23 protein-coding genes, 1 tRNA gene and 1 riboswitch are annotated in these 26105 nt (G+C 64.3%); of the genes, 16 read left to right on the top strand and 8 right to left on the bottom strand.

All coding sequences use genetic code 11. The features are described 5' to 3' along the window. Positions 1-204: 204 nt before the first annotated feature. Positions 205-453, bottom strand: coding sequence for a hypothetical protein (locus ABIE56_RS04585; RefSeq protein WP_429242658.1), 249 nt, complete (start codon positions 451-453; stop codon positions 205-207). A gap of 81 nt (positions 454-534) precedes the next feature. Here ABIE56_RS04585 and ABIE56_RS04580 point away from each other — a divergent pair, with 81 nt between their 5' ends. The 3 genes from ABIE56_RS04580 (at position 535) to ABIE56_RS04570 (ending at position 1848) form a co-directional block, all read left to right on the top strand. Then, entirely contained in the window at positions 535-945 is a 411-nt protein-coding gene (locus ABIE56_RS04580) for a hypothetical protein (RefSeq protein WP_429242657.1), read from the top strand. A 106-nt stretch (positions 946-1051) separates the two neighbouring features. Next, positions 1052-1276, top strand: coding sequence for a hypothetical protein (locus tag ABIE56_RS04575; protein ID WP_429242656.1), 225 nt, complete (start codon positions 1052-1054; stop codon positions 1274-1276). Between the two features lie 227 nt (positions 1277-1503). After that, the gene (locus tag ABIE56_RS04570; RefSeq protein WP_429242655.1) at positions 1504-1848 is read left to right on the top strand and encodes a ribonuclease E inhibitor RraB; all 345 of its coding nucleotides are present in this window, start codon (positions 1504-1506) and stop codon (positions 1846-1848) included. Here the strand turns inward: ABIE56_RS04570 and ABIE56_RS04565 are convergent. After that, the gene (locus tag ABIE56_RS04565; RefSeq protein ID WP_429242654.1) at positions 1845-2819 is read right to left on the bottom strand and encodes an alpha/beta hydrolase; all 975 of its coding nucleotides are present in this window, start codon (positions 2817-2819) and stop codon (positions 1845-1847) included. The two genes, ABIE56_RS04570 and ABIE56_RS04565, sit on opposite strands and share 4 nt — an antisense overlap. Positions 2820-2921: 102 nt before the next feature. Beyond that, the gene (locus ABIE56_RS04560) at positions 2922-3254 is read right to left on the bottom strand and encodes a hypothetical protein (RefSeq protein WP_429242653.1); all 333 of its coding nucleotides are present in this window, start codon (positions 3252-3254) and stop codon (positions 2922-2924) included. A 233-nt stretch (positions 3255-3487) separates the two neighbouring features. Between ABIE56_RS04560 and ABIE56_RS04555 the strand changes: the two genes are divergently transcribed. The 5 genes from ABIE56_RS04555 (at position 3488) to ABIE56_RS04535 (ending at position 11355) form a co-directional block, all read left to right on the top strand. Further along, on the top strand, positions 3488-5140 hold the full coding sequence (locus ABIE56_RS04555; RefSeq protein ID WP_429242652.1) for a methyl-accepting chemotaxis protein: 1653 nt from the start codon (positions 3488-3490) through the stop codon (positions 5138-5140). A gap of 122 nt (positions 5141-5262) precedes the next feature. Next, positions 5263-5949 carry a FadR/GntR family transcriptional regulator gene (locus ABIE56_RS04550; protein ID WP_429242940.1) on the top strand — a complete coding sequence of 229 codons (687 nt, stop codon included), beginning with the start codon at positions 5263-5265 and terminating at the stop codon, positions 5947-5949. Positions 5950-6045: 96 nt separating this feature from the next. Beyond that, positions 6046-6936: an aldose 1-epimerase gene (locus ABIE56_RS04545; RefSeq protein WP_429242651.1), complete on the top strand. Its 891-nt coding sequence runs from the start codon at positions 6046-6048 to the stop codon at positions 6934-6936. A 5-nt stretch (positions 6937-6941) separates the two neighbouring features. Next, positions 6942-9170, top strand: coding sequence for an alpha-galactosidase (locus tag ABIE56_RS04540; RefSeq protein ID WP_429242650.1), 2229 nt, complete (start codon positions 6942-6944; stop codon positions 9168-9170). Positions 9171-9195: 25 nt separating this feature from the next. Continuing rightward, the gene (locus ABIE56_RS04535; RefSeq protein WP_429242649.1) at positions 9196-11355 is read left to right on the top strand and encodes an alpha-galactosidase D; all 2160 of its coding nucleotides are present in this window, start codon (positions 9196-9198) and stop codon (positions 11353-11355) included. 48 nt (positions 11356-11403) lie between these two features. On the opposite strand, the gene ABIE56_RS04530 is transcribed toward ABIE56_RS04535, so the two are convergent. Further along, a complete protein-coding gene (locus ABIE56_RS04530) occupies positions 11404-12177 on the bottom strand; it encodes an SDR family NAD(P)-dependent oxidoreductase (protein WP_429242648.1) in 774 nt (257 codons plus the stop codon). A 159-nt stretch (positions 12178-12336) separates the two neighbouring features. Between ABIE56_RS04530 and ABIE56_RS04525 the strand changes: the two genes are divergently transcribed. From ABIE56_RS04525 to ABIE56_RS04510, 4 genes are all read left to right on the top strand, one after another. After that, entirely contained in the window at positions 12337-13230 is an 894-nt protein-coding gene (locus ABIE56_RS04525; RefSeq protein ID WP_429242647.1) for an AraC family transcriptional regulator N-terminal domain-containing protein, read from the top strand. A 46-nt stretch (positions 13231-13276) separates the two neighbouring features. After that, positions 13277-14443 (top strand): threonine aldolase family protein, encoded by a 1167-nt coding sequence (locus tag ABIE56_RS04520; protein ID WP_429242646.1) that lies wholly within the window; start codon positions 13277-13279, stop codon positions 14441-14443. 35 nt (positions 14444-14478) lie between these two features. Further along, positions 14479-14539: riboswitch (Fluoride riboswitch) on the top strand. Positions 14540-14614: 75 nt separating this feature from the next. Continuing rightward, positions 14615-14989 carry a fluoride efflux transporter CrcB gene (gene crcB, locus ABIE56_RS04515; protein ID WP_429242645.1) on the top strand — a complete coding sequence of 125 codons (375 nt, stop codon included), beginning with the start codon at positions 14615-14617 and terminating at the stop codon, positions 14987-14989. Between the two features lie 50 nt (positions 14990-15039). After that, a tRNA-Gly gene (locus ABIE56_RS04510) sits at positions 15040-15115 on the top strand. A gap of 70 nt (positions 15116-15185) precedes the next feature. Here the strand turns inward: ABIE56_RS04510 and ABIE56_RS04505 are convergent. Further along, positions 15186-16301 (bottom strand): serine hydrolase domain-containing protein, encoded by a 1116-nt coding sequence (locus ABIE56_RS04505; RefSeq protein WP_429242644.1) that lies wholly within the window; start codon positions 16299-16301, stop codon positions 15186-15188. A gap of 169 nt (positions 16302-16470) precedes the next feature. Here ABIE56_RS04505 and ABIE56_RS04500 point away from each other — a divergent pair, with 169 nt between their 5' ends. Both ABIE56_RS04500 and ABIE56_RS04495 read left to right on the top strand, forming a co-directional pair. Beyond that, positions 16471-18486: a M13 family metallopeptidase gene (locus tag ABIE56_RS04500; protein WP_429242643.1), complete on the top strand. Its 2016-nt coding sequence runs from the start codon at positions 16471-16473 to the stop codon at positions 18484-18486. Between the two features lie 93 nt (positions 18487-18579). Continuing rightward, positions 18580-18777, top strand: a complete 198-nt coding sequence (locus tag ABIE56_RS04495; protein WP_429242642.1) for a hypothetical protein — start codon at positions 18580-18582, stop codon at positions 18775-18777. 18 nt (positions 18778-18795) lie between these two features. Here the strand turns inward: ABIE56_RS04495 and ABIE56_RS04490 are convergent, their stop codons facing one another. After that, on the bottom strand, positions 18796-19056 hold the full coding sequence (locus ABIE56_RS04490; RefSeq protein WP_429242641.1) for a hypothetical protein: 261 nt from the start codon (positions 19054-19056) through the stop codon (positions 18796-18798). A 221-nt stretch (positions 19057-19277) separates the two neighbouring features. On the opposite strand from ABIE56_RS04490, the gene ABIE56_RS04485 reads away from it, so the two are divergent. Beyond that, the gene (locus ABIE56_RS04485; RefSeq protein ID WP_247434994.1) at positions 19278-19931 is read left to right on the top strand and encodes a response regulator; all 654 of its coding nucleotides are present in this window, start codon (positions 19278-19280) and stop codon (positions 19929-19931) included. A gap of 101 nt (positions 19932-20032) precedes the next feature. On the opposite strand, the gene rne is transcribed toward ABIE56_RS04485, so the two are convergent. Beyond that, complete coding sequence (gene rne / locus ABIE56_RS04480; RefSeq protein WP_429242640.1) at positions 20033-23416, bottom strand: ribonuclease E; 3384 nt, start codon at positions 23414-23416, stop codon at positions 20033-20035. A gap of 351 nt (positions 23417-23767) precedes the next feature. Here rne and ABIE56_RS04475 point away from each other — a divergent pair, with 351 nt between their 5' ends. Further along, a complete protein-coding gene (locus ABIE56_RS04475) occupies positions 23768-24715 on the top strand; it encodes an RluA family pseudouridine synthase (protein WP_429242639.1) in 948 nt (315 codons plus the stop codon). Here ABIE56_RS04475 and ABIE56_RS04470 read toward each other — a convergent pair whose 3' ends face one another. Beyond that, complete coding sequence (locus ABIE56_RS04470; RefSeq protein WP_429242638.1) at positions 24716-26104, bottom strand: CPBP family intramembrane glutamic endopeptidase; 1389 nt, start codon at positions 26102-26104, stop codon at positions 24716-24718. It lies immediately after the preceding gene. Position 26105: the final 1 nt, after the last annotated feature.

Below are 26105 nucleotides of genomic sequence, written 5' to 3'. Positions count from 1 at the left end.
GGCACCAGAAGCATCAGCGGGTTACGCGAGCGACGCGCGACGCGACATTCCTACTCGAATACATCATTGCTTTTCTTGCGTGTTATCGACGGATGACTGGCGGCTTAGCTCTCACGGCAAGGGGTCCGGACGAGTCGATGGTCTACTTATCGGTTGAGAAGAGCGGGTATCACATCGCGCTGTTCTGAGTGCGGATATCGGCGCTTAACAGTACACCGATGCACCATCGTCGACGACGAGCCCGACGTCATTGCTTCGACACCAGTTTTGCAATTCGTCACGAAGCGCCGGCCACAGGGGCTTCGCCCACGGCGGCGCCTTCTGCTCCCACGCTTGTTCGGTGGGCAAATAGACAAATGGCGTGCCCATAGTGAAATCCAGCACGAACGTACCGCCTGGGCCGGCACAAACTAATTCTTCTTTCCATTTTGACTGAAAGGTGAAGGTTGCCATGCGTGCCCTTGGGTCGGCGGGTGAAGGATGTAGAGTTCAGCATCTCACAGCTGCCAAGCGACTAAACGGAAGCAAGCGATCATGGCCGATCTTAGGGACACATTCAGCCCGGTGGCAGAGCGCTATCGGCGCATTGAGCGAATCGCTGCCGGCGGCACGGTCCTTTTCTTTCTCAGTATCGCCTTGGCGTCCACGCTCGGGCATATGCCCACATTTTTTGCCATGACGGCGATCGCTGGCTGGCTCACTGTCGTATCGGCGTTGTTCGTGGCACCCAGGCTCATTTGCCCTGGGTGCCAGAAGCCCGTTGACAGGCCTGAGGGCGAGTGGTGTCCCTGTTGTGGCGAACGTTCGCTGAGCAAGCAGACCTTATGGCGCAAGAGGACATGCTTCAGCTGCCATCGCCGCTTCTCGAATCGTCGAAAGAGCCGCATTCGCGGCATCCGCTACTGCACCCACTGTTCGTCCTACCTGGATGAGAAGGGGATTTAGCCCTTGGCGTCCGTAGCGCTAAAGACATCGGCGGTAAAGACATCGGCGGCCTGTCGGGCGCATGATGGGTATATGTAGGCGAAACCCTACAGACCCGCCACTTACGATGGCCGACAATCTGCACCATGTCCTCAATCAAGAAGACCCCGCCATGCGCGTTTCGATTAGCCTGATCATTTGCGGATGCATCCTGTTGGCAGGGTGCGCCACGGCGCCATCCAATCAAGCGCAAACCGGCCCATCATGTTCATCGGGCCAGAATGGCCAGACCGTGGCCTGCGCGGCGACCATTGCGGTAAGCGCGGTCATCAAAGCTGTTCAGAAAGACTAGCACCGGGCATTCCTGTCGCTCGGTTCGGGCGATGACCGCCTTGTGGGTCGCCTTCGACGGGGCCGCCAGGCATGGTGGCCCAAGACCTACAGACACACGTTGCATTTCAGGCGCATGATCGACCCCGTTAACCACCAGGGGACGGCGAACTGTGCTGCCACCATCGGTGTCGATGCGGCCATGCAGGCCGCGGCGAAGAACGCATCTTTCAATGAAAGGCCATACCGATGAATAGCGAAGCAACCTTCCCGGACGATGAAAACGGCCAGGTACTGCAGTACATGGCCGAGCAGGGCGACAACCTCTCGATTCCCCGCGAGATCGATTTCGCGGTGGTATTCCCAACCGAGGAGGCCGCACTGAAGTTCGCAGTGATCCTTCTGCGCAAGGGGCAGAAGGTTTCGTTCTCCGAGTACGAAGAAGGCGAGGACATGCCGTGGCAGGTCCTCGCCCACCCGTTCATGGAGCCGAGCTACGAGAACATCTCAGGCTATGAAGATGCGCTGGCTGAGGATGCCGACGAACTCGGCGGTGAAAACGATGGTTGGGGTTGTGTCGCTCAGCAGGGCTAAATCATCCCGATCGTATGCATCCAGGTTTCGGCGAGTTCGGTCCAGCGGGTGATCGGGTTCGCCGTCTGGCGCACGCCAAAGGCGTGGCCGCCCTTGGCATAGAGATGCATTTCCACCGGCACACCTGCCTGCTGTAAGGCGACGTAATAGGTAAGCGATTCGCGGATATCGTCCGTGGCGTCGTCTTCAGCCTGGACGATGAAGGTGGGTGGTCCCTTCGGATCGATTCGTACCTCATGGGTCAGCTTGATCCCGGGTCCTACCCACAGGTGCCCGGGATAACCTGCGATCGCGAAGTCCGGCCGGAAGTTGAGTTTGTCGGCATCGTCTACCGGCTTGTAAGCCAACCGTGTGTGAGTGCTGATATCGGCCACCATGCGGCCGCCTGCGGAGAAGCCCACCACGCCGACCTTGTGCGGATCGATGCCCAGGGATGACGCGCGCTGGCGCAACAGCACCATGGCGCGCTGCGCATCCTGCAAGGCCATGGGCTCCTTAGGCTCCCGCCGGCAATTGCACTCATCGGCCCAATACGGTCCCGAGCCGGGCACGCGATACTTCAGCACGGCGCAGGTGATGCCCTTGGCGGTAAGCCAGTCGCAAATCTCCGTGCCCTCCAGGTCGATAGCCAATACACGGTAGCCGCCTCCCGGAAGCACCAGCATGGCGGCGCCGGTGTTCTTCCCCTTGGCCGGGAATATACTCACGGTAGGGCGCGACACCAGCTCGACCATGGTGATCGGGCGGTCAGCGATCTTTCCGTTGGCAAACCCAAACCTTTCAGGCCCGGTCGCTGCTGGCGCGGCGATGCGGAGGTCCGCAGGCCACAGCGGAACCTGTTCGATACCCGCGGGTGGTTGCCAGGGTTTGTTTTGCTGGTCGCGCAGGGGCTCCAACCCGCTGGTGCCAGCCCAGGCGGCGGCGGGAAGCAGCAGCGCCGCCAGCAGCCCCATCCATTGTCCCTTGCTCATGGCTTCTGCTCCCCGCAGGCATGGTAAGAGCCTACTGTGCTCAATGGGGCTGGCTTTTTCATGGCTAAGCCGTGGCCATTCTTCGGCGGTCCCGCTCGAACCTCAGGCGGGTACGTCGCCGGCGATCTCCGGGTCCGGCGACGTCTGCTCCGGCACGAACGCTTGCGCGTACACCGGCCGTGCCAGCCGCTTCGGCAATACGGGTGGCGAGTTGTTGGGAAGGTCCATCCACCCCCGTTTCAGCCCGAAGGCGTGTTCTGCGCCGCGGGCGAACATGGACGGCACGTTGCCGCCCAGCATCATCCGGGTGAGCTTGCGGGGGGTGACAACGCTTCCAAAAGCTTCTGACTGCGCCTGGCGGCAGGTGATGCCAGCGAGTTCGAGGGTCGAGAGGATGAGCGAGAGGTTCTGACGGCGATGGTGCTGGCGAAGCATACTGCTACTACGTAAACAATTACGGATCCTTATACCGGAGTGGTTTTGGCTCGTAACGCGCGAACACTATGAAAGTTCGGCAGGTTGTGAAGATCGATCGCAAGTTGTCACTAATTCGTAACCGTATGTTGCAAAGTAAGCAAAATCAGTGAGTTGCACCAAACCGTGAGACTAAAGCCATGACAATAGCTGCCGTTAACACCTAGGAATTTTTCCTAGGGCAGTTAGGTAACATGACCATCAGGTGGCGCATCATCTCGACCATGGCGGCAGCACTCATCGCCGCTATCGTTATTGGCATTACGGGCCTCGTCGCCCTCGACCACACGCAGACCAGTCTGGAGGGCATGTACCGCACCTCCCTGATCCCGATCGTGCGCGTCAGCGAGGTCCGCGCCTCACTCATGAACGAACGCAACGCGGTGAACCGCGCTATTGCGCGCGGTACGCCCGATGCTGTCCTGGACGCGAAGCAGGCGGTGGCGGCGAGCCAGGTAAAACTGGCCAAGGACTGGTCCGGCTATTACCCGGACCTGCTGAGCAGCGACTCGGAGCGCGCATCCGCCAAGGCATTCATCGCGGCACGCGAGGAATCCGATGACCACGTCAAAACCCTGCTCGAGAAACTCGAGAAGGGCGACAAGGATGTGGTGCCTTACCTGATCAAGGACGTGGGGCCGGCGATGGATTCGGCGACCGGCCAGATCTCCCAGCTCATCACTATCAACGAGCAGCAGGCCGATGGCGACTACGTCGCCGCGGCGGCGCGTGAACGCCGCACGGTGTTCATCACCATTGGCGTGCTCGTCGTCTCCGCCGGACTCGTCGCGCTACTCGGTTTCCTGCTGGCCCGCGCGGTGGTCCGCCCGCTGTTGCGTGCCCGCGATCTGGCGGCCCGCATCAGTCAGGGCGAGCTCAACCACCACCTCGACGTGCAGGGGAGCGACGAACTCAGCGAAACACTGCGTGCACTTGGCACGATGGACGAGCAGCTGACGCGCATCGTCAGCCAGGTGCGCAGCAACGCGCAGCAGGTCACCTATGCCGCGCGTGATATTTCCGCGGGTACTGACGATCTTTCGAGCCGCACGCAGGAGCAGGCTTCCTCGCTGGAGGAAACCGCCGCGTCCATGGAAGAAATGACCGCGACCGTACGCGAGAACTCCGAAGGCGCTGAGATGGCCCGCGACCTGACCACGTCGCTGCATGGCGATGCGGAAGCAGGTAAATCGGTGGCTGAAGAAGCCGTGGCGGCCATGGGGGAAATCACCCGTAGTAGCCGCAGCGTGGGTGAGATCGCCGTGCTCATCGACGAAATTGCCTTCCAGACGAACCTGCTTGCGCTTAACGCGGCAGTGGAAGCGGCGCGGGCCGGTGAACAGGGCAGGGGCTTTGCCGTGGTGGCCAGCGAAGTGCGCTCGCTGGCCCAGCGCAGTGCTTCGGCGGCACGCGACATCAAGAAGCTGATCGCCGACGCCTCCGAGCGGGTCGATACGGGCGCTGTGCTCGTCGGCCGCACCGGCGAAGCACTCGCGCTTATCGGGAACGGTGCGACCAAGGTATCGGGTATCGTCGGCAATATCGCTGCGGCATCGCTCCAGCAATCGGCCGGCATTGAGCAGGTGAATGGCGCCGTGACCGCGCTCGACGAGGTGACGCAGCAGAATGCCGCCCTGGTGGAAGAAGCCAGTGCGGCGGCCAAGCAGATGCTGGAACTGGCCGAGGAGCTGATGCGCCAGGTCGCGTTCTTCAGCATCGCTGGCGCCGACGATGCGGAGCCGGCACACGCCGTGCGCGCCGCCGCACCGGCCCCCACTGCGGCCCACGCGTCGGGGCAGGCCCCGCGCAAGGCGGTCACGGACGAAGCGGTGTGGATCGAGTTTTGACCTGGGTCTGGAACCTGCGAACACGCAGGTTCCAGCGGTTGCAGGTGCAACCACCTTGCCACTTCGCGAGCTGACGAATACCGTGTGGGCGTCCAGACAAGGAGCGCCCCCACTTGAAGCCCGTGTCAGCACGCAACCTGCACAGCCAGGTCGTACAGCAGCTTGGCCAGCTCATCGTGAGCGGCAAGCTGGCGCCTGGCGAGGGTTTGCCGCGCGAGGATCTGCTCGCGGAAAAGCTCAATGTGAGCCGTACGGCGCTGCGCGAGGCCATGAAGGTGCTGGTGGCCAAGGGCCTCATCGAATCGCGCCAGCGCACGGGTGCGCGGGTGCGCGAGGCCGTTCACTGGAAGCAGCTCGACCAGGACGTGCTGGCCTGGCGTTGCGCTTCCATGCCCACCAATGATTTCGTCGATAAGCTTGTGGAAATGCGCGAGCTTATCGAGCCGGGCGCGGCTGCAGCCGCGGCCAAACGCCGTACCACGGACCAGCTGGCGGCGCTGAAGGCCGCCTACGAAGCCATGGCCGCCGCGGAAGATCTCGATGCCTGGGCCGAGGCGGACCTTGCCTTCCACGAAACCATGCTGATGGCCACGAACAACGAACTCATGGTGTCGCTTTTCACCGTCATCGAGACGGCGTTGGGCCAGTATTTCCTGCTGTCGGCGCGCAAGGCCGTGGATTTCAAGGCGGCCCTGCCGCAGCACGCCAAGGTGCTCGAGGCGATCCGCCGCAAGCAGCCCGAGGTAGCCCGCACCGCCATGTTCGACATGGTCGACGCATCCCGCCGAAACATTCGCCGCCGGCGCTAAGCCACCGATCCTGCGGGGATGCTGCGCCGCAGCTTGCTGTCCGATAATAATTAAATACTACAATTGGACTCGCCATGGCGTGGGGGAGACCAATAAATGCTGGAACTCGCCAACGAGCGCCTTGGCGTAACGCTGCTGCCCGAGGTGGGTGGCGGCATCGCAAGGTTCGATTGGCTGGGTGGCGCCGACCCGTTGCCGTTGATGCGGCCGTGCGAGCACGTGCCCGTGGCCGGACCGGGACGCTACGAACCCAACCTGTTGGCGTGCTATCCGCTCGTACCCTGGAGCAACCGGATCACCGAGGGCGGGTTCGCGCACGAAGGCGTGCATGTCCGCTTGCCGCTGAACCGCGCAGATGAGGCTTATGCCATCCACGGCACGGGCTGGCAGCGCCGATGGCAGGTAGAGCGGCATGATGCCGACCAGGCCGTGCTCACGCTGCACGATGGCGTCGAGGGCGGCTACGACTATCGCGCGCGCATGGCCTACATCCTCGAAGGCGACGCGCTACGCGTCGAACTCTCCGTCACCAATGCAGGAGCCGCGGCGTTGCCGTTCGGGCTTGGCCTGCACCCTTTCTTTCCCCGCCACGGTAGCGTGCAGCTGTACGCCCCGGCGCGGTCCGTGTGGCGTAACGACGAGCGAAACCTCATCCCCCTCGCTCGTCACACGGTCCCGCCGGCGTGGGATTTTTCTTCCGATCCAGGCCTCCCCGAAGGTGGCCTCAACAATGCGTTCCAGGGGTGGCCCGGGTCCGCACGGATCACCTGGCCGCGCGAACGGTTAAGCCTGCATATCACGGCGGATGTGGACACCTACATCCTCTACGTTCCCGAAGGCGAAGACTTCTTCTGCTTCGAGCCGGTCGACCACCCGGCCAATGCTGTGCACCTCGCCGGTGGTGCCGCCGCCAACGGCATGACGGTGCTGGCGCCGGGGCAGGTGCTGGCACGATCCTTTGCATTCCGTGTTTCCCAAGAGGGGTAAGACCGTTGAAGCAGCACGCCACCATCTCCCGGCTTTCCCTGGCGCTTGCCGCCACGCTTGCCATGCCGCTGGCCGCCGCACCGGCGCCGCGCGATGCCACGCCACGCTACGACGCCTCGACGCATGTGTTTCGCCTGGATGCCGGCAAGGTCACCTACGCCATGGGGGTGGATCCCGATGGCAAGCTGCAAACGTTGTACTGGGGTGCGCGCCTTGCAGCCGATGACCCGCTGGGGCCGGCCGTACCGGCAGTAGAGCGCTCATCGTTCGATCCCAAGGGAGCGCTCTCGCGCCAGGAGTACGCAGGGTGGGGTGGCAACCTCACGGCGATTCCCGCGCTCAAGGTGCGCTTCGACGATGGCAACCGTGACCTGATCCTGCGCTACGACAGCTACCGCATCGACCACGGTGCACTGGCGATCCTGCTGCGCGATGCCCAGGCCGGGGTGGATGTGACACTGCGCTACACGGCCGATGAAGCAACGGGCGTGATTGGCCGCTCCGCGCGCATCGAGAACACGAGCAAGCAGGCGCTGACGATCGATAGCGCCGCCGCGGCGACCTGGAGCCTGCCCGCCGGCAGTGACTATTCCTTGCGCTACCTCACCGGTACGTGGGCGGGTGAGTGGCACTTGCAGACGCGGGCGATCACGCCCGGTTCCACGGTGCTGGAAAGCCGCCGCGGCTCGACGGGCGATGAAAACAACCCGTGGTTCGCGATCAACCGCGGCGGCGCGTGGAACGAACAGCAGGGCGATGTGTGGTTCGGCGCGCTTGGCTGGAGCGGCTCATGGAGCATCCGGGTCGACGAGGACATCCTGGGCCAGGTGCGCGTGACGGGCGGCTATAACCCATTCGATTTCGGCTACCGGTTGAGGCCGGGCGAAGCGCTGGATACGCCGGTGTTCTACGGTGGCTACACGAGCGACGGCATGGGCGAGGCATCACGCTTGCTGCACCGCTTCGAAAAGAACCGCATCCTGCCAAATGGCGATGCCGCCAAGCTGCGCCCTGTGCTCTACAACTCGTGGGAAGCCACCGAATTCAAGGTGAACGAGGAAGGCCAGGAGAAGCTGGCTGAGCGCGCGGCGGCGTTGGGCGTCGAGCGCTTCGTCATCGACGACGGCTGGTTCGGTGCACGCAATACCGACCACGCCGGGCTGGGCGATTGGGTGGTCAACCGCACCAAGTTCCCTAACGGACTGAAGCCGCTGATCGACAAGGTGCACGGCCTGAAGATGAGCTTCGGCCTGTGGGTGGAGCCGGAGATGGTGAACCCGGACAGCGACCTGTACCGTGCGCACCCCGACTGGGTGCTCAACTTCACCGACCGCCAGCGCAGCGAAGGCCGTAACCAGCTCGTGCTGAACCTGGCGCGCGAGGATGTAAAAGCCCACGTGTTCGACGTGCTGGATAAGTTGCTCGCCGAGAACGATATCCAGTTCCTTAAGTGGGACTACAACCGTAACTGGTCCGAGCCGGGCTGGCCGCAGATGTCGCCTGACGAACAGCAGAAGGTGTACGTGGCGTACACCCGCAACCTGTACGACATCCTGCGCCGCTTGCGTGAGAAGCACCCGGGCGTGGAGATCGAATCGTGCTCGGGCGGTGGTGCGCGCGTCGATCTGGGCATCATGGCACTCACCGACGAGGTGTGGCCCTCTGACAACACCGATCCCTCCGATCGCCTGTCGATCCAGGATGGCTTTAGCCAGGCGTATACGCCTGCCACGATGATGGCGTGGGTCACCGGTTCGCCGAATTGGGTGAACAAGCGCGCCACGTCGCTGGATTTCCGCTTCCTCTCGTCCATGCAGGGCGGCCTGGGTATTGGCGCCAACCTGCTTGAATGGAACGAGACGGACAACGCCACGGCACGCCACTACATCGCCGAATACAAGGCCATCCGCGCCACGGTGCAGAAGGGCGATCTCTACCGCCTGCTTTCCCCGCAAAACCGCGCGCCCTGGTCGGCCACGTTCTCCGTGGCGGCGGATCGCCGCCAGGCCGTGCTGTTCGCGTTCCAGCGCCAGGGCGAAGAGGCGCATGGCTTCCCGACGCTGCATTTGCAGGGGCTTGATGCGGCGGCGCGTTACCACGTTCGCTTTATCCATGGCACGGCGGCGCCCGGTACCCCCGAGGTCGCGAGCGGTGCGTACTGGATGCAACACGGCATAGACCTGCAGATCAAGGGAGATTTCGACGCCGCAGGAGTCGTGTTCGACAAGCGCTAGGCTTTCCCCCGCAAGGAGTCGCGCCGTGCCTGTTCGTCATGTTCCGACCTTGTCCCGCCTCGCCCTGGCCTGCGGCCTCGCCGCCCTGGCCAGTACCGCTACCGCGCAGGTCAATGGGGTGGCCCAACGCCCCTATCTGGGCTGGAGCAGTTTCAGCCAGCAGACGATCGACCCTGCGTTTCTTACGCAGGCCAACATGCTGAAGCAATCCGATGCGTTGGCCGCATCGGGGTTGCAAGCGCATGGCTATACCTACATCAACCTTGATTCGGGCTGGATGGGCGCGTTCGATGCGAACGGCAGGCCCATTCCCGATCCGAACACGTTTCCCGATATCAAGGCGTTGATCGACCACATCCATGCCAATGGGCAGAAGGCCGGCATTTACTGGATTCCCGGCGTGGAAGAACCGGCGGTGCAGGCGAACTCGCCGATCCTTGGCAGCGACCGGCGCATCCAGGACATCCTGGTGTTGCCGCACCGCGCGGGTAACGCGTTTGGCGGCCCCGGCGAGTCGCCGTACCACTACAAGATCGATTTCTCCAAGGCGGGTGCGCAGGAATACATGGATTCCGTCGTGGCCTTGTTCGCTTCATGGGGCGTCGACTTCATCAAGCTCGATGGCGTCACCCCAGGTTCCTATAGCGATGACCTCAGCATCGACAACCGCGAGGATGTCGTCGCATGGTCCAAGGCCATTGCGCGCAGCGGGCGGCCCATGTGGTTCACGGTGTCGTGGCAGGTGGACAAGGATTACAACGACATCTGGGCTGGCTATGCGAACGCACGCCGTATCGATGATGACGTGGAATGCGAGGGCCGGTGTGCCACGTTGACCAACTGGCCACGCATCGAGAAGCGCTTCCGTGATCTGCCCGGGTGGCAGGATGCGGCAGGCCCGACCAACGGCTGGAACGACCTCGATACGCTGGATATCGCCGATGGTGAGCTCGATGGTTTGAGCCTGGATGAGAAGCGCTCGGCGATGACGATCTGGGCCATGGCCAATGCGCCGCTGTACCTCGGCGGCGACCTGACCAAGGTGGATCCGGATGGGCTGAAGCTCGCAACCAACGATGATGTGTTGGCGGTGGATCAGTCCGGCCACCCCGCACGCCAGGTGCTTGGCGGTGACAAGCAGGTGTGGGTGAGCGATCTGGGTGGTGGTCGCTACTACGTGGCGCTGTTCAACATGACCGGCGCGCCGGCGACCGTGACGCTGCCATGGCGGCTGCTGGGCATTCCGGGTGCGCTGCGTGTGCGCGATCTGTGGACCCATCGCGAACTCGGTCCTTCGGCAGGCAAGCACGACGTCGTGCTGCCGGCGCACGGTACGCAGCTACTGATGGTCGACCGGCTCCCCGGGCTCGTGTTGGCACCGCCGTCGAAAGCGTACGAGGCGGAAGCCGCGACGCTGGCGGGAACGGCCCAGGTGTTCCAGTGCAACGGCTGTGCCGGCGGAAACAAGGTCGGTGGCCTCGGCCTCGGAACGAATAACACCGTGACGTTCACCGACGTCACCGTGCCGCGCGATGGTGTGTACCTCATGCAGGTCGATTCGTTGACCCAGGGTCTGCGTTCCTACCTGTACCGGGTGAACGATGGTCCGTACCACACGTTCAATTCCGGTGGCGGAAGCTTCCAATTGCCATCGTCGAGCACCTTGCCGGTGTGCCTGAAGGCGGGCGCCAACCGCATCCGCTTCGGCAACGACGTGAGTTACCCGCCGGATCTGGATCGCATCGTCATCCGTGATGGCATGGGGGTGCCTGCGCCATCGTCCGATGTGTACGAAGCCGAGTCCGCGACACTGGGCGGCACGGTTACCGCTGGCTTTAGCAACTATTTCTCAGGTCTGGCCAAGGCGGGAAACATCGGCGGCGGTGCGGCGAATGGCGTGACGTTCTCGAATGTCAGCGTGCCGCGCACCGGTGTGTACCAGCTGGAAATCGACTACGCGACGAAGGGGCCGCGTTCGCTGTACCTGTCGATCAATGGGCAGGCGCCGACGCAGCTGGACCTGGATGGCAGCAGCTTCGATGACCCGGTGGCACGCGTGCTGGAAGTGCCGCTTCGCGCGGGTGCAAACACGATCCAGTTGGGTAATGCGACGGGCTTCGCGCCCGATCTGGACCGCATCGTGGTGAGCCCGCGTGTGGGAGCCCCCGTGCCCGGTTGCCCGTAACCTGTGAAGAGCCCGCGCCGTTGGCCGGCGCGGGCTCGCTTCGCGTTATCAGAGCAGCATGCCACCCGACACTTCGATGCGCTGCCCGTTGACCCAACGGTTATCGTCGGACAGCAGCGAAGCGATCATCGGACCGATATCGTCGGGTTGCCCCACGCGGCCCAGTGCCGTGAATTCCGCCACGCGGCGGTTCACTTCGGGGTTATCGCGCACCATGCCGCCGCTGAAATCGGTGGCCACGGCACCCGGCGCCACGCAGTTGGCAGTGATGCCGCGTGCGCCGAATTCCTTGGCGAAGTAGCGTGTGAGCACCTCGATCGCCCCCTTCATGGCGGCGTAAGGCGCGCTGCCCGGCATGGCGAAGCGGGTGAGGCCGCTGGAGACGTTGATGATGCGGCCGCCATCGTTGATCAGCGGCAACAGCTTCTGGGTAAGGAAGAACACGCCCTTGAAGTGCACGTTGTATAGCGCGTCGACCTGCGCCTCGGTGCTTTCCGCGATCGGCGTGTGGTGCGATGTGCCGGCGTTGTTTACCAGGTAATCGAAACGCACCGCGCCGAGGCTGGCAAGGGCAGGGTGCAGCTGTTCCACGAAGTGATCGAACGTGCTGATGTCACCGGTATCCAGGCGCAGGGCGATGGCACGCGCGCCCTCGGCGGCCACGGCTTCGACCGTGGCGCGGGCCTCGGCTTCGTTGGCGTGGTACGTGAACACGCTATCGACGCCGCGGCGGGCGAGGTGGATGACGGTATTGCGGCCGAGGCCGCGACTGCCGCCGGTCACGATGGCGATGCGGCGGGTGGGCGATGCGTGGGTGGACATGGCGTACTCCGGCTTAGAAAGGGGTACCTGAAAGGTAGGGCTGGCGGCGCCTGGCCCGAATGCCGGAACTCGGCCACTTCTTGCCTGATCCTGCTCATGGCCCCATGGAAGGGGCGTAGGCTGGTTACGATCCGGCCATGTCCCGCGGAGCCCCTGACCATGTCCCAGGCCCTTCTAGAGCTCGTCCGCCGCTATACCGATACGCACCCGGGCGGTAACCCGTGGATGACCGCCATCGATAACGTGGGCATCCTGCGTTCCGATCTGCCACGGCGTCCGTCGCCGCTGCTGTTCCAGCCCTCGTTGTGCGTGGTGGCGCAGGGCACCAAATGGAGCACGTTCGGCAACCGCCGCTATGAATACGGCGCAGGGCAAGCGCTGGTGGTCAGCGTGGAAATGCCGGCCTTTTCCCGGGTCGCCGCGGCCAGTCCCGACGAACCGTTCCTGGGCGTGGTGATCGGGCTGGATCCGAAGCTCATCACCGAGGTGATGGAGACCTTGCCGACCCCGGTAAAGGTGTCATCGCATGTGCCGCGTGGCGTGTTCGTCACCGATTACGACGGGCCGCTGGCCGATGGCGTGATCCGCCTGTTGCGGCTGCTCGATACCCCGCAGGCGATCCCGCACGTGGCGCCGCTGGTGCTGCGCGAGATTGCCTATTGGCTACTCAGCGGCCCGCATGCGGCGGATATCGCCAAGGTGGCGCTGGCCGATAACCGTACCCACCGCGTGCTCACGGCCGTGCATACGCTGCGGGCGAAGTTCACCGAGGCCATGAGCATCGATGACCTTGCCGCCATCGCCCAGCTCAGCCCCTCCGCATTCCACCGCCAGTTCAAGGCGCTTACCTCCATGACGCCGCTGCAGTTCCAGAAGCAGCTACGCCTGCTGGAGGCTCGCCACCTGCTCGCCTCGGGTGAAGCCAACGCGGAAACGGCAGCATGGCGCGTGGGCTACGAGAGCGCCTCGCAGTTCAGCCGCGAATACGCCCGTATGTTCGGCGCGCCACCACGCCGCGACGCGGCCGCCCTGCGTGAGCCATTGCCGGGGTGATGCCTTCCGTGTGACGCTCCGCGCACCACCACGCAGGAAGCCGTCCATGGTCAGTCGTCGTGAGTTCCTCCAGGCGGTGCCGCTGGGCGCCCTTTCGCTCGCGGCCGCGGGCACGTCGTTAAGCCTCGCCGCCGCCCCGGCGCCGGCGGTGCCGCCACCCGACAAGCCCATCCCGGTGGAAAAGGTCATTGCCCTGGTCGGTGATGACGTGCCCACGCGCTCGATTTACTTCGCCCAGCGGTTCAAGGATGCGATGGGCGCGGATACGGATATCGGCGATATCTATTTGCACGAGGGTTCCGTGGAGAAGCTGGAAAGGCGCTTCGCCGAACTGCTTGGCAAGGAAGATGCCGCGTTCATGCCGACCGGCACCATGGCCAACCAGATCGCCATACGCATTCTTTGCGGCGACCGCCGGCACCTGCTCCTGCAAAAGGAGAGCCACGTCTACCGCGACGAGGAGGATGCCACGCCGGTGCTTAGCGGCATCAACCCCGTGCCGATCGAGGGTGGTACGAGCGAGGCATTGGTCACCTCGATCCAGGCGGCCTATAACCAGCGCTCGGAAGATCCCTATCCGCTGGAGATCGGCGCCATCTCACTGGAAAGCCCGGTGCGCCGTCTGGATGGCTCAACCATCGCCCTCGATACGATCCTGCGCATCGCCGAGATCGCGAAGAAGAACGGCACGGGTATGCACCTGGACGGCGCACGCCTGTTGTTGATGTCGGGCATGGAAGGCTTCGATCCCAAAACCTACGCGGCACCGTTCGATACTGTGTACGTCTCGCTTTACAAGTACCTGGGCGCTCCCTTCGGCGCGATGCTCGCCGGTGATAAAGCGCACATCGATCGCGCACGCCACGTGCGGCATATCTTCGGTGGCACCATCTTCAGGGGTTTCCCGGCAGCGGTGCTTGCACTACACGGCCTGGATCATTTCGGAGAGCGATTCGCTCGTGTACGCGCCGCAGGCGAAGCCTTGCTGGCGAAGGTCGCGAACATGCCCGGCATCCGCATCGAGCGCGTGGATCGCGGCAGCAACATCGCCATCGCGGTGCTCGATCCCAAGGTGGCCGATGGCTTGCAGGAGCGCGCTCGCCGGGTCGATATCGTCGTAGGCAAGCCCGATAACGGCCGCCTGCACCTCACGTTCAACGAAACGATCCTGCGCAAGCCGGTCGATGCGATCGCGCAAGTGTTCGCTACCTGATCGCTTGCGCGTCGCACCATCGGCCTATTAGGCTCATGCCTGATGGGAATGGGGCTTCCCGATAACCGCCGACTGGCTGATAGCTCCTACCGTAGTGGCCGCGACGCGGTGCCACGGTAGGCCTATGTCTGCCCCACGCGCGTCGCCCTTAGTCGAAGACGCGAGGTATTCGTGGGTTATCTGCTCGTATTTATCGGTGGTGGTCTGGGCTCCATGGCCCGTTATGGCCTAAGCATGTTTGGCATGCGCCTGCTGGGCCAGGGTTTCCCCTGGGCCACCCTGATCATCAATATCCTGGGCTCGGCGCTGATGGGCGCACTTACCGGCTGGCTGGCCGTGCAGGGCAACGCGCCGCAGTCGCTGCGCCTGTTCATTGCTACCGGCATCCTGGGTGGTTTTACGACCTTCTCCACGTTCTCCCTGGAAACGGTTCTGCTGTACGAACGTGGTCAGCTGGGGCTTGCCGTGGCCTACGTGGCGGCGTCCGTGGTGATTGGCGTGGGGGCTCTCTTGCTGGTCATGAAACTGGCCCGCGGCATGGCGTAAAGAGGGGGTTGCACACCCGGCGCAAATCCCTATAATGGCCGGCTCACGACGCGGGAATAGCTCAGTTGGTAGAGCACGACCTTGCCAAGGTCGGGGTCGCGAGTTCGAGTCTCGTTTCCCGCTCCATATCTTACGAAACCCCGGCCTTCTGGCCGGGGTTTTGTTTTTGGGGCTGGCGGCGCGCATCGCGCTGTCGCTAGCCATCTTTGTGCAGGATCCCTTCGAAAGCATCGCGGGCCCGCTCGACCTCTTCGTCTTCACCGTTATTCGTGAGAATGATGATGGTCGCATCGCGGTCGGGCAGTGCGGTGAGGTCACTCTTGAAGCCACGCCAGTGGCCGCCGTGGGTTACGGCTCGCTCGCCCAGATAACTGCGTTTCAGGCTTAGACCGAATCCGTACGGACTCATGGATCCATCGGCCAGCGTCACCGGTGCCGTCGCCTCCCGCCAATGCGCAGGCGACATCACCTTTCCGTGGTGAAGTGCGTCCGACCACAACAATAAATCACCCGCCGTGGCATAAATGCCGCCACCGCCGTAGAGGTACAGGCCAGGCACCTGGTCGAACGGCTTGATGGACCCGTTCCGTGTTACCCGCATGCCGTAGGCGCGGTTCACGCCAACGGGCGATTCCATCGCAGGCGTCCGCACCCACGTGTGCTGCATGCCTAGCGGCACGAAGAACTCATCGCGAAGAAAATCCGCGTAGCTCTTTCCGGAGGCGTTCACGATGATCCTGCCGAGCAGCGTGTAGCCCGTGTTGCTGTAGGCGAATGCGCTGCCGGGTGGCGCTGTGAGAGGTAGCCGGGATGCCTTGAGCACATCCACGATGTCATCGAGTTCAACCGGTCCACTGGTGCGACCACCCAGGATCATCGCCGTGTAATGCGGCATGACATCGGGTACGCCCGATGTCTGGTTGAGTAATTGGCGAATCGTCACCTGCGGGTAGGGGAACCCGGCAAGGTGCTTCGATACGGGATCGTCGATATCGAGCTGGTGTTGTTCCGCGAGCCGGATGATCGCCGCTGCCGTGAACTGCTTGCTGATGGAGCCGATGTCGAATGCCGAATGGATCGTGAGGCGTTCGCGGCTGCTGGCCGATACCCTGCCGACAGCGCCCTGGTAGATGATCTGGCCCGATTGCGCGACGAGATAGATGCCGTTGCATTCGTACGCCTTGGCGCATTGGCGTACATACAGGCCAATATCGCTCTTCGCGCGGCCATTGGCAGCGGTGACGGGTGTAGCGACAAAGGCGCTCAGGGGTACGACAAGAAGGGCGAGCCGAACAGCTTTGCTGATTGCCATGATTCCCTCGCAGATCGCCGTGTGGATGGTGGCCGGAGTCTTCCAGCGCAGCGAGGGCAGGTGGTGGTCTATCCGATGAAAGGGCGGTTGGATGGCACGGAAGCCGAAAAGGTGATATCGAAAAAGCACGGTCCTCACCCGTTACACTGGCCAACAGGAGGGCAATCGCATGGTGTGGTTAAGGCATTTCCGTGTGCTGGCGTTCGTCGGCGCAGTCCTGTGCGTTCCCGGGGCGATGTTCGGGCAAGCCCGTCAAGCCGGCCACTTCGGCTTTGACGAAGCGGGCATGGATCGCTCGGTGCGGCCGGGCGACGACTTTTATGCCTACGCCAACGGCACCTGGGCGAAGACCACGCCCATTGCGCCGGATCACTCCACGGTCTCACTCTTCACCCGCATGGCGGATACGAATTCAGCACGCGTGCGCGACATCCTGGACTCGGCGCGCCGTGATCCATCGAGCCGCATGGGCGCCGCGTACGCGAGCTACCTTGACCACGATCGCGTCGAGCATCTGGGCATGGCACCGCTCCAGCCGTGGCTGCGTCGCGTATTTGCCGTACAGGATCTCGCGGCGTACCGGGCGTTGTTACCCGATGCGCTTCGGCTAGGTATCGCGCTGCCCGTGGGCATCGATGTTCAGCCAGATGATGGGGATCCGGATAGTTACGTTGCCATCGTGTCCCAGGCTGGCCTCGGGATGCCCGATCGTTCGTACTACTTGAGTGATGACAAACCGCTGCCAGACACACGCGCGCACTATGAGGCCTGGATGGCGCGCACGCTGGAACTGGCCGGGCAGCGTGGTGCTGCCAAGCGTGCTCATGCGGTGATGGCCTTCGAAACCGCTGTGGCGAAGATAAGCTGGACGCCCGTGCAGAACCGTGATGCCGCCCGCACCTACAACCCCACGACGCTCGGTGCGCTGGACGCCGCATTGCCCCACCTTGGCGTCGCAACCCTGTTGGGTCACACGACGAACGATGCAACGCGCGTTGTCGTCATGCAGCCGGATGCCGTAGCCGCCATCGACAAGCTCACTGCCGACACGCCCGTCGCCGTATTGCGTGATGCGTTGCTTATCCAGTCTGTGCATGCGTATGCCGATGAATTACCAGACGCCGTCGCCGATGCAGACTTTGCGTTCTTCGGCAAAGTGATCGACGGTAGCGAACGGCGCGAACCGCGCGAGCAACGGGCAGTGGGGTTCGCGGTGGACTCAGTGCCTGATGACGTCGGCAGGGCGTACGTGGCGCGTTGGTTCACGCCCGAAACGAAGGCTGCTGCACTCGACATGGTGAAGGGGATCATCGCTGCCATGGATCGACGGATTGACGCGCTCGACTGGATGGCGCCTGCCACGAAGCTGCGCGCCCACGCGAAGCTGCGCAACTTCACCCCGCGTATCGGTTATCCCGATCGCTGGCATGACTATCGTGAACTGGTGATGCGCCCGGATGATCTGGTGGGTAACGCGATGCGCGCCCGTCAATGGCGGCACGACTGGGACCTGGGACGTATCGGCAAGTCCGTCTATCGATGGGAGTGGACGACCACGCCCATGACTGTGGATGCCTTCGCTAACTACCCGACGGTTGCGATCACCTTTCCCGCCGCGATCCTGCAACCACCTTTCTTCGATCCCCACGCGGATGCCGCAGTGAACTACGGTGGCATCGGGGCCGTTATCGGACACGAGCTAAGCCATCAGTTCGATGACCAGGGAGCGAAGTACGATGAACATGGCCGTCTTGCGACCTGGTGGACGCCAGGCGATATCGCGGCGTTCAGATCACGTACTAATGCATTGGTGCGCCAATTCGACCAGTACGAGCCGCTGCCGGGGCTGCACGTCAACGGCAGGCTGACCCTGGGCGAGAACATCGCGGATCTCGCCGGCCTGACGGTCGCCTACGATGCATATAAGGGTTCGCCCGATGGGCGCGCGGCAGCCGTGCTGGATGGCTTTACGGGCGACCAGCGCTTCTTCCTGGGGTGGGCGCAGTTATGGCGTTACCGCTACCGCGATGCGGATCTGCGTCGTCGGCTGCTTACCAATGGCCACTCACCCGGTGCGCAGCGGGTATGGACGATGCGTAACCTGGATAGCTGGAACGCCGCGTTTGACGTCGGCCCTGGTATGCGCCTGTATCTGCCGAAGGCGGAGCGCGTTCGGATCTGGTGATACCTGCGAAGGTTGCCTAATCGTGAGCTTCACACCAGCCAAATGCGCCTGCGGTAACGCTGGCATCCTCGCATCACGATGGGGAGAAGGGCCATGGCCGTCGCGCAGACCACTAGCCATGCGAGCACCATTGGGGCCATGGCGGCAGGCAAACTGCTGGCCAAGGCGACGGGCGGACGCCTGTGGCCTACGATCCTCATTCTCGCGGGCATTGTGCTGCTGCGGCGCGGTGCAGCAGCCCATGCGGCGAGAAAGGCGCGGAGCCAGGCATGGCTTGAGGCAGACGAATGAGAACGCTCTCAAGCTAGATCAGTGGCGGCGGCCGTCGGGTGATGCGGCGGGCCCCGCGCGCCGCGCATTCGCGTGTGAGGTCAATAAAGGTGTCACGATCGCGAGCCATCCTTCGGCAAAGCCCCGTACGTCGGGGATATCCCCGGCAGGCTGGCGCCGGGCCATGGCCTCGCAAAGAGCCAGCGTGAGCATGCCTGATTCAGGGTGGCTCGAAATGGCCGCTTCCAGTGCGGACTCTAGCGCGGCAAGCTTGCCGAGCAGGAACGGTCGATCGTCCATGATGCTTCCCAATGCCTACAGGCTTTCGCGCCGGACGATGACACGAACATCAGGTGGTGTCACCTCGCAACGATCGGCAAACGCCGCTACAGCGGGTACCGGCCGCGCTCAATCATAGGGGTGCGCTGGTTGTCACGCCTGCACATCTGGCATTGTATGTATTCGCAGGCCGCGCGCCGAAAGCGCGCAAAGAAGTACAGTCGGCCCAGGGAGGGCAATGAATGATTAGTGTTGTTTTGGTCGATGACCACGAACTGGTCAGGACCGGCTTCCGGATGATCCTGCAACAGCAGGCTGACCTCCGGATCAGGGGAGAGGCCGGTACCGCGGAGGAGGGCCTGCGCCTCATCCGCGCGCAGTCGCCGGATATCGCCCTGGTGGACGTACACATGCCGGGCATGAGTGGCGTGGAGCTCACTGAGCGCGTTATCCGCGCCAAGCTACGTACGAATATCGTGATCCTCACCGTGGTTGACGATGCCCGTTTTCCCAAGCGCCTGCTCGATGCCGGTGCCCTCGGTTACCTGACCAAGGGGTGCTCGGCGGATGAGCTGCTGACGGCCGTACGTTCTGTCGCTGGCGGCCGCCGTTACCTGGCGCCCACCGTGGCGCAGCAGTTGGCGCTGGCGACGCTGGATGGCTCGGATTCGCCGTTCGATTCGCTATCCACGCGGGAGATGGAAGTATCGATGATGCTTGTGCGTGGCATGCCGCTCACGTCCATCGGCGAGCGCCTGAACCTGAGCCCGAAAACGGTCTCCACTTACAAACAGCGTTTGATGGAAAAGCTGCACGTGGATCATGTGGTGGGGCTCGCCCACCTGATGACGGTTCACGGCTTGCTGGATACGCATAACCACCAGGTTGGCAACTAGCGTTTTTCCGTGGGGCAGGTAAACAAAAACGCCGGGCTAGCCCGGCGTTTTTGTTTACCGAATGCGGTGGGGAGGCACGTGGCCTCCCCACCGTGTCGTGCTTACGCCTGGCCGTCGTGCGGTTCCTGGCGCGGCCGCGTGAGCAACTCGCCCTGGGTGGGCGGCGTCCATACGGGCTGGTCGGTCGGTGCGGCGGGCGCGTGCGAAACGTGCGAGACGTTCGATGCTTCCGGCGACTTCGGCGTGACCGGCTCGGCCGGTGCTGCCGCAGGCGTCGGTGCGGGCGTCGGTGCCGGTGCGGGCGTCGGTGCCGTAGCGGCCGGCGAGGGCGCCGTCACGGGGGCAGGGGCAGGCTTCGGCGCTTCAGCGACCGCCGGAGCGGCCACGACCGGCGTCTCGGCTTCCGCCGCCTTTGCTGCTTCCTCGGCATCAGCCACTGGGGCCACGGCGGCGTCATCCGGCGCGATACCGTTGCTCTTCGGTGCCTCGGCGGGCTTTGCGGGCTCGATGACCGGTGCAGCCTGTTCGACGACCGGGGCGGCTGCCTCGGCGATCGGAGCGGCGGGTGCCGCAGCTTCGGTCTTCACCGCGTCGATGGTCGGCGCGGGAACTGCCAACTCGTCCGAAGCGACGCCACGGGCCGGTGCATCGAGCACCGATTCCGAAGGCGCGGCAGCGGCCGGAACCGGCGTATGCGACGAGGCGACCGGTGCCGTCTTGAGCGGTGCATCCGATTCAGTCTGGCGGCGCTCGCTCGTGCGAACCTCCACCGAGTCCGCGGGCGAGACCGGTTCGTGCGACGTAGCCACGGGAGTGGCAGGCACGGCATTGCCGGGGATGGGCGGCAGCTTGGGCAGCGAGGGCAGGGTGAGCGCGGAAGGCACGTGCTCTTCATCGCCCGGTTCTGCGGGGCGCGTGGCCTCGCTGCGCGGGGCTTCAGCCTTCACGGCATGGGCGGCGGCTTCCGGCGTATCGAGCACGGGCGGGACGCTGGCACTGTCGCGACCGCTGCCGATCTCATCATCACCCTCTTCGTCATCAAGGTCGGCACCTTCGGCACCACCCTCGATGGCGCCGGCCTGCGCACCATCTTCCTGACGGCGGCGGCGGCGGCCACCACGACGGCCGCGGCGGCGGCGCTGGCCGCCTTCACCGGCTTCGCGGTTGCCTTCGCCCTGGGCCGAACCGTCCGCGATATCGCCCTCGGCGGTTTCGCCCGTGGCGAGCGGCAGCTCGGCGGCCGCGCTCGTCAGCAGCGCTTCATCAGCCACAGCGGCCGCAGCCACGGTCGGCTTCTCAGCCTGGTTACGCGGCGCCTGAGCCTGTGCGGCGACTTTCTCGATCTTCTCGCCCTTATCGGCCTTCTCGCCCTGCGGCTGGCGCTCGTTGCGCGGCTGCTGCTGGCGGCGGTTCTCGTTGTTAGGGTTCTTTTCCTGCGGGTCCTGACGGCCGCCCTGGCGACCACCCTGGCCCTGCTGGCCATCCTTCTGGCGGGCGGCCTTCTCCTCACCCTGGCGCGGCTGCTGGCCCTTTTCCTGCTTGGGCTTCGGCTGCTGCTGGGCCTGGCGGCCCTGGGCGTTGTCCTTGTCCTTGCGCTGGCCCTGGCGCTGCTCGCCCTTGCCACGACCTTCGCCGCGACCTTCGCCGCGGCGCTCATCACGGCGGTTGCGATCGTTGCGGTCGCTACGGCCACCCGAGCGCGATTCCTCGCGGCGGCCCGATGCCGGGGCCGGGGTAGCGGCGGCCGCCGGTGCGGGCTTGGCGCCACCGCCGAACAGGCCGCTGAACAGGCGCGAGAAGAAGCCGCCGGTGGGCGCGGCGGGTGCGGCGCTGCGCGCGGCCTGGGCCGGCGCGGCGACGGTTTCCGGCTCGTCCTCGCGAATGGGGGCGGGCGACGACGGAACGACACCCGTCACCAGCGGCTGCTCGCCGCTGCCCAGCATCTGGCCCATCTTCGGCAGGGCCGTGGCGACCACCGGGGTGGTCCGCTCGTAGCTCGGCTTGCTGTGCTCGCCCATGTCCGCTTCACGGATACGGGTGATTTCGAGGTGCGGGGTTTCCAGCTTGTCGTCGGCCACCACCACCACGTGCACGCTGTGGCGCAGCTCGATCTCGACCACGCTGGCGCGCTTTTCGTTGAGCATGAAGTTGGCGACCGAAGGCGGCGCCTGCACCAGGACCTGCCCGGTGTTCTCCTTCATGGCGTGCTCTTCGATCAGGCGCAGGGTCGACAGGCCCAGCGACTCCACGCTGCGGATGTGGCCGTGGCCTTCACAACGCGGGCACACGTTCTGCGTGGCCTCGCCCAGGCTCGGGCGTAGGCGCTGGCGCGACATCTCAAGCAGGCCGAAGCGGCTGATGCGGCCGATCTGGACACGGGCGCGGTCCGCCTTGAGGGCGTCCTTCAGGCGCTCTTCCACCTCGCGCTGGTGGCGCGGGCTGTCCATGTCGATGAAGTCGATGACGATGAGGCCGCCGGCATCGCGGATGCGCAGCTGGCGGGCGATCTCGGTAGCGGCTTCGAGGTTGGTGTTGAACGCCGTCTCTTCGATATCGCTGCCCTTGGTGGCCTTCGACGAGTTGATGTCGATGGCGGTGAGGGCTTCGGTCTGGTCGATAACGATGGAGCCGCCCGAGGGAAGGCGTACGTTGCGCTCGAAGATCGATTCGATCTGGGTCTCGATCTGGTAGCGCGAGAAGAGCGGGGTGGGGTCCTGGTACAGCTTGAGCTTGCGCAGGTTGTTCGGCATGACCTGCTGGACGAAATCACGCGCGTCCTTGAACAGGGATTCCTCGTCGATGAGGATTTCGCCGATATCGTTGCGCAGGTAATCGCGCAGCGCGCGGATGAACAGCTTCGATTCCTGGTAGATCAGGAACGGTGCTTTCTGCGAGGTGGCGGCGGCCGAGATCGACTTCCACAGCTGGAGCAGATAATCCAGGTCCCACTGCAGTTCTTCGGCGTCGCGGCCCATGCCGGCGGTACGCACGATAAGCCCCATCTCATCCGGCACCGAGAGGTGCTCGAGGGCTTCTTTCAGGGCCTGGCGATCTTCGCCTTCGATGCGACGCGAAACACCACCCGCACGCGGGTTGTTCGGCATCAGCACCATGTAACGGCCGGCCAGGCTGATGAACGTGGTGAGGGCAGCGCCCTTGTTGCCGCGTTCTTCCTTTTCGACCTGGACGATGATCTCCTGGCCTTCCTTCAGGAGCTCGCGGATGTTCGATTTACCTTCCGCGTTCGGGTTGAAGTAATCGCGGGAGATTTCCTTCAGCGGAAGGAAGCCGTGCCGCTCTGCGCCGTAATCGACGAAGCAGGCTTCAAGGGAAGGTTCGACGCGAGTGATGCGGCCTTTGTAAATATTGGCCTTTTTCTGTTCCCGGGACGGGATTTCGATGTCGAGATCGTAAAGGTTCTGGCCATCGACGATGGCCACGCGCAACTCTTCGCGCTGAGTCGCGTTGATCAACATACGCTTCATTGTAGATTCCTCGGCCTTGCCGCGCGGCCGCGCGCCGCGGTGGCGCCCGTGTGGCGGCCTGCCGGGGATCGCGCCGCTGCGATGAGGCTTTAAGCGGCTTGGTATCCGGGGCCGATGCCTGGTCCCGGCGTGATTCGTTAATAAGCGCCTTGCAACCGGCCCGTTTCCTTACGGATAACCGGACAACCGCAACCCGAACCGTTACGATATAGGGTGTCTTTCGCCTCCCAACCCCTCGGATGGGATAGCGCGACACTCGCCTTACGTGACGGAACCGGCACCCCGCGAGAGAATAAGTCTTCAGCGGAGCCTGGCGCTGGCCGAGTATCCTATCAATTTCGAGTTTTATCAATGCAGACGGCAACTTCCCTCGACGGCGGCCAAGGTGTACGGCTGGTCGAAATCGGCCCCGAGAGGGACGGGCAGCGTGTGGATAACGCGCTAATGACCCTGTGCAAGGGCGTCCCCCGTAGCCTGATCTACCGGATCCTGAGAACGGGACAGGTACGTATTAATGGCAAGCGTGCCAAGCCGGAAACCCGGCTGGCCGCCGGCGACATGCTGCGTATTCCGCCGGTGCGAATCGCAGAGCGCGATGAGACGGTTGCGCCTTCCGGCATGGTGAAGGCGGTCAGCGATTCGGTGATTTTCGAAGACAAGCACTTCCTGGTCATCGATAAGCCGGTGGGGATTGCCGCCCACGGCGGCAGCGGCGTGAGCCATGGCGCGATCGAACTCCTCCGCGCGGCTCGCCCCAACGAGCACCTGGAGTTGGTCCACCGCCTTGACCGTGATACCAGTGGCGTCCTCGTTCTGGCCAAGAGCCGCGCCGGGCTCACCGGGCTGCAAGCGCTGATTCGCGAGAACACCGTGGTGAAGCAGTACCTGTGCCTGATGACCGGCACCCCGCGGAAGGCGAAGTTCGACGTAAACGCCCCGCTGCTCAAGTCCGTAATGCACGGCGGCGAGCGCATGGTCCGGGTGGATGATGCGGGCAAGCCCTCGCTCACCTTCTTCCAGGAAGTGGAGCAGTACCCGGGTTGCCGCCTGATGCGCGCCACCCTGGGCACCGGCCGTACCCACCAGATTCGCGTGCACGCCCAGTACGTCGGCCACCCCCTTGCCGGTGACCCGAAGTACGGCGACGAGGAGGCCAACAAGCGCTTCCGCGCCAAGGGCCTGAAGCGAATGTTCCTGCATGCCACGCGGATGAGTTTCGATCTTGACGGCAAGAACTACGATTTTTCTGCGCCGTTGCCCGACGATCTGAAGACGTTCCTGGACAATCTGCGCAGCTGATCACGACAGGAAGCGGGCGCTCACCTCGAGGGATCGCAGCACCCCTCCCGCCATGCAGGCCTGCATGATCACGGCGCTGGCCGCGTGCGCCAGTGCAACGGGAAGTAATGCCCGCTGGTGCAGATACCACCAGGCCCAGCCGAGTTCGGCGACAAAACACAGCTGCATGAGCAAGCCGTTGGGTGTGTGCAGCAGCGCAAAGGCGATGGCGGTCAATAGCACGGCCATCGGCCTGGGCAGGGCTCGGGCCAGTAAGCCTGCAACCACCGCCAGCATGAGCCATTGCTGGAACAGGGCCCAGCCGAGATAGAGCAGTATCCGCGGGGTGGGTGGCCACACCGGCGCGTGGCCGGCGGCCGTGGCGATGGCAAGGGCAACCGGAATGGCAAGCAGTGGCCAGCCTGACATCGCCCATCCGCCGCGCCAATGCCAGCGAGGCAGGGCTCGAATCCAGGCGAGGTAAATGGCGTAGCCCACGCCGCCCGCGAACATCATCAGTGCGTGCGCGGCTGGCCTGGGGCCGAGTTGCATGCCTGCGATGAACCAGGCGGGGCCTGCCAGGCTAAGGGCTGCGTTGGCCAGGTCCGTTAGCGGGCCTGGATGGTCCTTGCGGCGGCGGGTGACGACCATGCCCACCGCCAGTAATGCCAGATACGTGGCCGGGGCGATCCACGGGGCCCACGGGGCGGCGGCGGCGGGCGCCACGCCGAGCGTGACCAACGGATCGAGGTCTCGCTGTCTGTCGCGCCAGCGCAGCAGTTCCTCAGCGGTGAGGCCGGCAGGGATGGGGATGCCGTTTTCGGGCAGGGCCCCGCCCGCGCGCGCGAGGCCAGCCCCACGCAATGCGAGGGTCGACGCCGGCGGAAGGGTAAAGGCAAGCCGCAGCATGGCAGCGCGCGTGGGAGCAGGCACCGGTTGGCCCGTCGCATCGCGCCAGGCCAGCTGATCGAGCCGAACGGGCCCGGCGAGGCCGGGGATGTCGGCGCGCACCAGGGGATCAGCGAGGGTGGGGCGTACGACGAGGCCAAAGTCGCCCCCTTGCGAGGCGGCATCCAGCCTCAGCAGGTTGAGTCGGCGCAGATCGGCCTGCCGGGTCAGTGGAAAGCCGATTTCGCCACGGCCGCTGCGTGTTGGCAGCACGATGAGGCCGACTTTCTCGACCTTTAGCGTGCCGTCGCCAAATACCTTTCCCGCGACGATGTCATCGGCGCCACGGAAGCGCCACGACCAGGGGGATGCGCCGTCGGCGTAGGCCGTGCGATCCGCAGCGCCGCCCGCCTCCAGTGCGCCCCTTACGATGCGGGCGGCCAGGAGGGGGAGCACAAACAACGTGGCGATGGCCAGGGCGGCCATCGCCAGCGCGAGCAGGCGGTAACGGCGTGAGGGCACG

Source organism: Luteibacter sp. 621 (assembly GCF_050435445.1).
Taxonomy (GTDB): Bacteria; Pseudomonadota; Gammaproteobacteria; order Xanthomonadales; family Rhodanobacteraceae; genus Luteibacter.
The sequence above is the reverse complement of the archived record's forward strand: the minus strand, read 5'-3'. Positions and strand labels throughout refer to the sequence as shown.